The organism is Cupriavidus sp. 05N39, assembly GCF_056397325.1.
On the sequence record NZ_JBFTNE010000177.1, the window covers coordinates 1 to 7,744 of the forward strand.

Below are 7,744 nucleotides of genomic sequence, written 5' to 3' on the forward strand. Positions count from 1 at the left end.
TCGAGCCAAGCGTTCAATTCGGCCAGCGTGACGAGCCAAGCGTTCAATTCGGCCAGCGTGAAGCCACGCTGGGCTAGCGTCGCCGGCGAAGGAAACCGGCCGCGCGAAAGCCGCTTGTACCACAACGCGAAGCCGGTGCGGTCCCAATACAGAATCTTGACCTTCGATCGATCGCGGCCGACGAAGACAAACAGGTGGCCCRACAGGGGATTCTTGGCCAGCAACGGCTCCACCAGATACGACAGGCCGTCGATGGACTTGCGCATGTCGACCGCGTCACGGCAGATGAAAGCCTGCACATCGCCGCTGATCAGCACCGGCCGCCTCCCAACTGTCCCAGCACGAAGCGCACGATGCGTTCGGCATGCACCCCGGCCATCTCGATACGTGCGCCGCCCAGCGTGACGACCACTTGGTCGCATGACTTCAATGGTGCCGGGTCGCTCGCCGGCAGGACATTCGGTAGCGCTGTCGTTGCCGCGGCGATGAATGCCGTATCCGCAGTCACTGCCATAGGCGAAGTCACCGGTGGCTCGTGGTTCAATCGCTTGCGCCACAGACCGAAGGTGCTAACGGCCAATCCGTGCTGTCGGCAGAAGGCTCGAATGCTCCCGCCGCTGTGACCCCATTGTGCGAGCATCTCTCGCCAGAAGGCTTCGTCGTGCCGGTTATACCTTGCCCCTGCTCGTCCGCTCATACCCTCGCGCTGATCGGCCATCACTCCACTCCCGCCTACCGTGAAGCCGTAACCTTCTCATCAGCGCCCACGACTCGCCAGCCGGGTTCCGCTGACGGTTACGGATCTTCAGTGCGATACGCACATATGAAGCTAGCCTAGATCTTGACTTCCGGGAACAAATGAAGGGAAGTCAAGATATGAGGGTTACATTACAGCTGCCGAATGGTTACTTGACCGCCGGAAAGTCCAGAATCGTGTCGTTGACGCGATTGAAGATGTTGGTCGTCAGAATCGCGGTGACTGCGAGAATCGATTCAGTGATTTGCGAATCGGTATAGCCAGCCCGGCGTACGTTATCCAGGCTGCTCTGCGGAACGGTACCGGTTGTGCGAACCAGGGTTAGCACGAATTTTACGAGCGCGTCAAGTTTTGCATCTGAGCTCAATCCGCCAGCGCGCAGTTCAACCATCTGTTCAGCAGTAAAACCCGCCATTTTGCCGGTCAAAGTATGTGCTGCGAGGCAATAGTCGCAACCGCTGTTTTCGCTAATAGCAAGGTTGATTGCTTCCAGCTCTTTCGCAGAAAGTTCGCCGCTGGATTTCAAGGCTGCGTTTGTCGCCAGCAACGACTGGAGCACGACGGGAGATTGCGAACCAATGCTCGCGTACGCGTTCGGAACCTTCCCGAGGCCGCGTTTGATGTTAGCGAACAGTTCGGCAGTTAAGCCGGTGGCGGACGTGACATCGATCGTGGACATACGAGTCATTTGGATTCCTTTAGTAAGGTTAAGCTACGGGGATGGGGTTCTCGGCCAGGGACTGGTTGAATTGGTCGACCAGCGTGTGTTCCTGGGAACCAGGGTTGTTGCGCAGCGGCATTGCGATATCCACCACCACCTCGGTGGTGGCGGTCTCGAGCTTCCGCACCGTTTCAGCGATAAATGCAGGCAGCGGCATGGCGCGTGAATCGCCGCTCCTGTAAATCAGGTCGGTATCTACCCACGGAGGTGCAATCTCCAGCACCCGCTCACTGGTGCCACGCAGCATGAAGCGCTGCGATAGCGCATACGAGTGGATTGCTGCCTTAGTGGCCGAGTACAGCGCCGTGCTCGCCAGTGACACAAAGGCCAGAACCGAACTGTCGTTGATGATCGTGGAATCGGGCTGCGACTTCAGGTGCTCAACAAACGCTGYCCTAGAACCGAGGCAAAAACAGGGACGAAGGGTTCGCGACGGCCATCATTTATGCTAGGAAGCGGTCTACCTGCATCACGAAATCTTCAACCTCCTGGAACAGAAACGCGTGGCCAGCATCGGGATAAAGGATTAGCTTTGCATCGGGTGCCTGCTGTGACAATACGAAAGAGCGATAGGCCGGTAGCATGACATCACACGCGCCGTTGGCAACGAGCATCGGCAGACGTAGTTCGCTGGCCCGGTGCAGCACGCCCTGCCACGACGAAATGGCCTTGATTTGGGCCATGAATGCCTCGGCCGTGACGGCGGGGCCGCGGTCCAGTTGCCCGGCGATTCTATTCAGCGAGGCGCGGCCCGCGTCGACTGCGCATTCGCTTTGCGGGAAGAACAGAAACAGAAAATCTTCGATGTCATTGACGGGACGCGCCATGACCTGCGGAACTCTCGGATGAGGTTGCGGCCCACCGGTGATTCCACCGGGACTGGATCCAGCGACGATCAGGCGTCGCACCAGATGCGGGGCCTCGAGCGCCAGTTGCTGCGCCACCACCCCGCCTAGCGACCAACCCAACACGTCCACCTGCTTGTGACCCAGTGCTGCGATGACCGCGCATGCTACCGCCGCCATGCCTGCAATCGTGTCCGGCACGATGCCGCCCGACCGCCCGATACCCGTACTGTCGAACCAGATGATGCGCCGGTCCGCCGACAGTTCCTTGATAAACGCCGGGTCCCAATCGTCCATCGTGCCGCGGAACCGCTGCAGCAGCAGTAGCGGGATGCCTCCCTCGGGGCCGGCTTCGCGCGCACAAATTCGGCCATACGGGGTATCGATGTCGAAAGAACGTGTCATGGTGGGTAGTTGTATTGTGGATCGTTCTCGATGAGTTACCTGCCAAGCGTATTGCCGAATGCGCCCCGATGCAGGACATAAACACGGCGTTTTCTGTCATGCCTTCGGTTCGCGCCCAAGCAGCGCTGAATGTGGGAACACGTGTGTACGGCAATGTTGTCCGAAAATGCGGTGTATATGTCAGTCCATGGCGCGTCACTATCCCTATGCTTGCGCGTATCTGCATGCCACACCGCGCGCATTAAGCAGCTCCCTCTTACCCAAAAGGATACACATGCCATCACAACTCGGAACCGCTCTCGTCACCGGATCGTCCTCCGGCATCGGCGCCGTCTACGCTGATCGCCTCGCGGCACGCGGCTATGACCTCATACTCGTTGCACGCAATGAAGAACGGTTGCGCGCGCATGCGGCCAGGCTTTCGAGCACGCATGGTGTCCAGGTGGACGTCCTAGTGGCGGATCTCACCGACGCTGCCGGCCTGCGACGTGTCGAGGCCACGCTCGCTGGCAACGATCGCATCACCATGCTGGTCAACAACGCTGGTTTCGGCGGCGCTGGTACCCTCGCGCAATCGCCGGTGGACGACATGGAACGCATGATCAGCGTCAACGTCACCGCCGTCATGCGACTGTCCTATGCGGCCGCGCCCGCATTTGCCGCGCGCGGCGCCGGGACGATCATCAACATCGCATCGATCGTCGCGATCGCCCCCGAGATCCTCAATGGCGTCTACGGCGGCGCAAAGGCATTCGTACTGGCATTCAGCCGTTCGCTGAAGAAAGAGTTGAGCGAAAGCGGCGTGACCGTTCAGGTCGTACTGCCGGGTGCTACGGGCACGGACTTCTGGGAAGTCGCGGGTCTCCCTACGTCGAACCTCCCGGAAAGCTGGGTCATGACACCCGAAACGCTGGTGGATGCCGCACTGAGCGACCTCGACGCCGGCGTGTTTGCCTCGATTCCGTCGTTGCAGGACGACTCGCAGTGGCAGGCTTGGGAAGCCGCGCGCGAAGCCATGGCGTCCAATCTGTCCTCCCGCGTCGCCGCGCCGCGCTACGCAGCGCGTGCCGGACAGCAAGACTGAAACCTTGACCCCCGTCTCCACATGAAAATAGCAATCGCCCCACTGGCCGTGCTTGCCATGGCCACCCTCTTCGCTCATCAGCCGGCCCGCGCCAGTGAAGCCCTCGCCCAAAAGTACGCGTGCGCGGGCTGCCATCAGGCCAATGCCCGCCTGGTGGGTCCGTCGTGGAAGGAAATTGCGGCCAAATACAAGGGCGGCAGCAAGGCCACGGAGCAACTCGCCGTCAGCATCAAGGCCGGTGGTGGCGGCAAATGGGGCGCTGTACCGATGCCGCCGCAGCCGCAGGTATCCGATGCCGATCTCACCGCGCTGGCGCAGTGGGTTCTCTCGCAGAAGTAGAGGAGTCTCCGATGACCACGCTGAACATCAATGGCAAGACGCTCGACGTCGACGCCGATCCGTCCACCCCGCTGCTCTGGGCCCTGCGCGACAACCTCGGTATGACCGRCACAAAGTTTGGTTGCGGCATGGCCGCATGCGGCGCGTGTACGGTCCATATCAACGGCACCGCGACGCGAAGCTGCGTCATGCCCCTCTCGGCTGTGGCTGGAGTAAACGTCAACACGATCGAGAGCATAAGCGACGACAAGATCGGCCGCGCGGTACTGGATGCCTGGATCCGGCACGATGTGGCGCAATGCGGTTACTGCCAAAACGGTCAGGTGATGAGCGCCGTGAGCCTGCTGCGCACTAAGCCGCGGCCACGCGATGCCGATATCGATCAGGCGATGGCGGGCAACATTTGCCGCTGTGGCACCTATCAACGTATTCGCGCGGCCATCAAGGATGCCGCGCGCGCAATCGCCTGAGGAGCACCATCATGCGTATTCGTGGATTGGAAGCGCTTGCGGGCGGTGGTGGCATGATCGAGTCCAAGGAGAGCGTCGCGCCACTCTCGCGCCGCAGCTTTCTCAAGCTGACTGGCATGGCCGGGGGTGGACTCGCGCTCGGCTTGGTCGGCGGTGTCGACCTCGCCCAAGCGGCGGAAGAAGGCGGGAAGCAAAAGGCGCCGTCGCCACCGCAAGCATTCGTGATTATCGCCCCTGACAATACGGTGACGATCGCCGTCAATCGGCTCGAGTTCGGCCAGGGCGTGCATACCGCGCTGCCAATGGTACTGGCCGACGAGCTCGACGTAGACTGGAAGAACGTGCGATCGATGCTGGCACCGGCGGGGGACGAGTATCGCGACCCGGGCTTCGGCATTCAGATGACTGGCGGTTCCACCGCGCTGATGCATTCGTTTACCCAGTATCGCGAACTCGGCGCGCGCGCCCGCGCGATGCTCGTGACGGCGGCGGCCAAGCAGTGGAATGTGGATCCCGCCAGCTGCTCCGCCGCGCAGGGTGTGGTCACCTCGGGCACGTATCGTGCCACATATGGCGAGCTCGCCGACGCGGCCATGAGTCTGAAGGTGCCGGCTACCGTGGTGTTGAAGGACCCGTCCCAGTTCCGCCTCATCGGCAAGCCCATGCCGAGACTGGACGCCGCATCGAAGCTACGCGGCGACCCGGTGTTCGGCATCGATACCCGACTCAAGGAGATGGTCGTGGCCGTGGTCGCGCACCCGCCGCGCTTCGGCGGCAAGGTGAAGTCGTTCAATGCAGACAAGACGCGAGCGATCAAGGGCGTCGTCGACGTCATGCAGGTGCCCGCGGATCGCGGCGGCTCCGGCGTGGCGGTAGTGGCCACCGGATACTGGGCAGCAAAGCAGGGACGCGACGCGCTGCAGATCGAGTGGGAAGATGCGGGCTCGACAGTCAGCACGCAGGCGCTCTACGAGGAGTACAGCAAGCTTGCGACGCAGCCCGGCAAGGTGGCGCGCCCGCTAGAGAGCGGCGATATGCAGGCGGCCCTCTCAGGCGCAGCACGCGTGATCGACGCCGAGTATCGGCTGCCGTACCTCGCGCATGCGCCAATGGAGCCGCTCAACTGCACCATGCAGGCGGAAATCAGYGGCAATAAGGCGACCAGCGTCAAGGTCTGGGTCGGCTCGCAGTTCCAGACCGTCGATCAGGCGGCGATCGCCCAGACGCTGTCGCTACCCGTCGAAAAGGTGACACTCAACACGATGATGGCCGGCGGCGGCTTTGGCCGGCGTGCCGTGCCGACGTCGGACTATCTGGTCGAATCGGCAGGCGTGCTTCGCGAGTGGATCGCCAGAGGTCATGCCGAACCGCTCAAGGTCATGTGGAGTCGCGAAGACGATATCAAGGGCGGCTACTATCGCCCGCTACATGTCCACCGCGCGCGCATCGGCTTCGACGCAAAGGGTCAGGTCGTAGGCTGGCAGCATGCGATCGTCGGTCAGTCGATCGTCATGGGAACCCCATTCGAGCCGGTTCTCGTGAAGAACGGCGTGGACTCGACCATGACCGAAGGCATCGTCGAGAACGAATACGCTCTGCCGATGCAGGTGACGGCTCATCACCCGAAGGTCGATGTCGCGGTGCTCTGGTGGCGCTCGGTGGGTAACACCCACACGAGCTTCGTCAAGGAGACGCTGATCGACGRGATCGCCACGGCCGCGAAGCAGGATCCCGTCGCTTGGCGCATGGCACGACTCGACACCACCAAGCATGTCCGACAACGCGCCGCCTTGCAGCTGGCCACGGACAAGGCCGGCTACGGCAAGCGCAAACTGCCGAGGGGGCATGCGTGGGGCGTGGCCGTACACGAGTCGTTCGGGACGGTGGTTGCGTATGTCGTCGAAGTGTCCGTCGCCAAGGGTGAGGCGCGCGTGCACAACGTCACGGCCGGTGTCCACTGCAATCGCGTCGTCAATCCGCTGACTGCAGAAGCCCAGGTCCAGGGCGCATGCATCTTCGGCTTGTCGATGATTCGGCCCGGCTTCGCCATCGAGATGGAGAACGGAGTGGTTCGGAACAGCAATTTYCCGGACTATCCGCCACCGCGGATGCCSGATGCACCGCRCATCGACGTGTTYTTYGTGCCGTCCGAAGACGCACCGTCGGGACTGGGCGAGCCTGGCGTGCCRCCGATCGCMCCGGCGGTCGCCAATGCACTGTTCCGGCTGACGGGCAAGCGCCAGCGGCAGATGCCCTTCGTCRTCTGATCGTTCAGAKGCAGAGAGGCATCACGTCCTCTCTGCCCCRCAATYKAYCGWTARCAGCAAYCGTTCGGTTACTGTSCRCCCTGTATGCCGCCCCTCGCACATTGATAATGTTCCCTCAAAGGGCTTTGTCATCCTCGATGACGATGGATCTGTAAGGCCCAGAACCTAGTTCATTCGGCGTAGCCGGCAATCAACATATCTGACGCCGCCGAGGCGTTCCGCGACGCGGAGACAGTCAACCTATCTGACGGCTACATCTACGACATCGAACTCGTATGGCATCGGAATTCAAACTACGGCATCCATTGCGCGTGGCATGTCATGTCATGTCGCAAGCCAGTGAATGCGGAGATGCGCATCCTAGCGTCGCTAATCTGACGCGCTCGCAACCCGGCCGCTTCGGTCGCTGGCCGTCAGTTCATTCCGTCGCTTCCAGCTCTACTAGTGCGTCCTTTCGCCGGATGCTGCTTGGCGACACGCCGTAGGCGCGCACAAAGGCCCGGCGCATACGATCGCGGTCCGCAAACCCTGTGTCCTGCGCCACGGTTTCCATCGGGTGACGACCTGACTCGAGCATGGTTCTGGCCGCTTCCAGCCGGAGCATCTCGACGGCCTTAGCCGGGGACTGGCCGGTCTCCTCACGGAACACCCGGCTGAACTGGCGCGGCGACAGGCGCGCGGCATCCGCCAGCTCCTCCACCGTCAGCGCATTGCGCAGATTTTCCTTCGCGTAGATCAGCGCGCGTTTGACGCGATCGCTGCGCGGCTCGAGTTCCAGTAATGCCGAAAACTGGGATTGCCCACCGGGGCGGCGGTAATAGACGACCAGGCGTCGGGCCACGTTACGTGCCAGCGC

9 protein-coding genes and 1 pseudogene are annotated in these 7,744 nt (G+C 61.9%); 4 read left to right on the plus strand and 6 right to left on the minus strand.

Going from position 1 to position 7,744, the window contains the following annotated elements:
- The 5 genes and pseudogenes from tnpB to AC1DN0_RS39455 form a co-directional block, all read right to left on the minus strand.
- Positions 1-317 (minus strand): IS66 family insertion sequence element accessory protein TnpB (gene tnpB / locus AC1DN0_RS39435; RefSeq protein ID WP_477146525.1); only part of this gene is annotated, 317 nt, incomplete at its 3' end.
- Positions 311-718, minus strand: coding sequence for an IS66 family insertion sequence element accessory protein TnpA (gene tnpA / locus AC1DN0_RS39440; protein ID WP_477146526.1), 408 nt, complete (start codon positions 716-718; stop codon positions 311-313). The genes tnpA and tnpB, both read right to left, overlap by 7 nt.
- Before the next feature lie 187 nt (positions 719-905).
- The gene (locus tag AC1DN0_RS39445) at positions 906-1,445 is read right to left on the minus strand and encodes a carboxymuconolactone decarboxylase family protein (RefSeq protein WP_477103098.1); all 540 of its coding nucleotides are present in this window, start codon (positions 1,443-1,445) and stop codon (positions 906-908) included.
- 19 nt (positions 1,446-1,464) lie between these two features.
- Positions 1,465-1,869: pseudogene (locus tag AC1DN0_RS39450) on the minus strand (SDR family NAD(P)-dependent oxidoreductase); the annotation flags it as partial.
- A 52-nt stretch (positions 1,870-1,921) separates the two neighbouring features.
- Positions 1,922-2,728 (minus strand): alpha/beta fold hydrolase, encoded by an 807-nt coding sequence (locus tag AC1DN0_RS39455; protein WP_477103097.1) that lies wholly within the window; start codon positions 2,726-2,728, stop codon positions 1,922-1,924.
- 274 nt (positions 2,729-3,002) lie between these two features.
- Between AC1DN0_RS39455 and AC1DN0_RS39460 the strand changes: the two genes are divergently transcribed.
- From AC1DN0_RS39460 to AC1DN0_RS39475, 4 genes are read left to right on the plus strand one after another with little or no spacing between them, the layout of a single operon-like run.
- Positions 3,003-3,812, plus strand: coding sequence for an SDR family NAD(P)-dependent oxidoreductase (locus AC1DN0_RS39460; protein ID WP_459569114.1), 810 nt, complete (start codon positions 3,003-3,005; stop codon positions 3,810-3,812).
- 57 nt (positions 3,813-3,869) lie between these two features.
- Positions 3,870-4,151 carry a c-type cytochrome gene (locus AC1DN0_RS39465; RefSeq protein WP_477144602.1) on the plus strand — a complete coding sequence of 94 codons (282 nt, stop codon included), beginning with the start codon at positions 3,870-3,872 and terminating at the stop codon, positions 4,149-4,151.
- A gap of 11 nt (positions 4,152-4,162) precedes the next feature.
- Complete coding sequence (locus AC1DN0_RS39470; RefSeq protein WP_477146527.1) at positions 4,163-4,621, plus strand: (2Fe-2S)-binding protein; 459 nt, start codon at positions 4,163-4,165, stop codon at positions 4,619-4,621.
- 11 nt (positions 4,622-4,632) lie between these two features.
- Positions 4,633-6,888: a xanthine dehydrogenase family protein molybdopterin-binding subunit gene (locus AC1DN0_RS39475; protein WP_477146528.1), complete on the plus strand. Its 2,256-nt coding sequence runs from the start codon at positions 4,633-4,635 to the stop codon at positions 6,886-6,888.
- A 418-nt stretch (positions 6,889-7,306) separates the two neighbouring features.
- On the opposite strand, the gene AC1DN0_RS39480 is transcribed toward AC1DN0_RS39475, so the two are convergent.
- Positions 7,307-7,744: GlxA family transcriptional regulator (locus tag AC1DN0_RS39480; protein ID WP_477146529.1), on the minus strand; the 438-nt coding region annotated here is incomplete at its 5' end.